Source organism: Pseudomonas sp. 30_B, assembly GCF_017491605.1.
Taxonomy (GTDB): domain Bacteria; phylum Pseudomonadota; class Gammaproteobacteria; order Pseudomonadales; family Pseudomonadaceae; genus Pseudomonas.
On the sequence record NZ_JAFGYY010000252.1, the window covers coordinates 1 to 482 of the forward strand.

The window sequence follows — 482 nt, forward strand, 5'->3', positions numbered from 1 at the left end:
GATCAGCGCCGGCCGCTCGACCAAAGCCCGCAAGGTGAAAGCCTCGCGGGCTTTTTCGTTTACGCGCCCAATCCGCAATGAGGTTTCCCTATGCCGATACGTACGATGAAGCCCTGTAAGCATCGAGGATGCGGTGCACTCGTTGCGGCTGGCAAGTCGTACTGCGCGCAGCACACCCATGAGGCGGTGAAGTGGAAGTCCGACGCGGTGCGCGGCAATCGTCATGCGCGGGGATACGGAACCGCGTGGGACAAGAGCAGGCAGCGCATCTTGCGTCGCGACAGCGGCTTCTGTCAGCCCTGTTTGCAAGCAGGGCGCGTGGGCGTTTAGTCAGCACGCGGACACCGACTTGGCACTAAAGGCATTAAGACGGGCTTACGATCATCGTCGTCCGCCACCAGGCCTGATGTTCCATTCGGATCAGGGCTGCCAATACACGAGCACGCGCTTTCTCGCCGAGCTGCGCGCCCGTGGCACGATCC

Annotated in this window: 1 pseudogene; it reads left to right on the forward strand. The window is 62.0% G+C overall.

Features of this window, described 5'->3' with window-relative positions:
- Positions 1 to 319 precede the first annotated feature (319 nt).
- Positions 320 to 482: pseudogene (locus J5M67_RS28145) on the forward strand (IS3 family transposase); the annotation flags it as partial.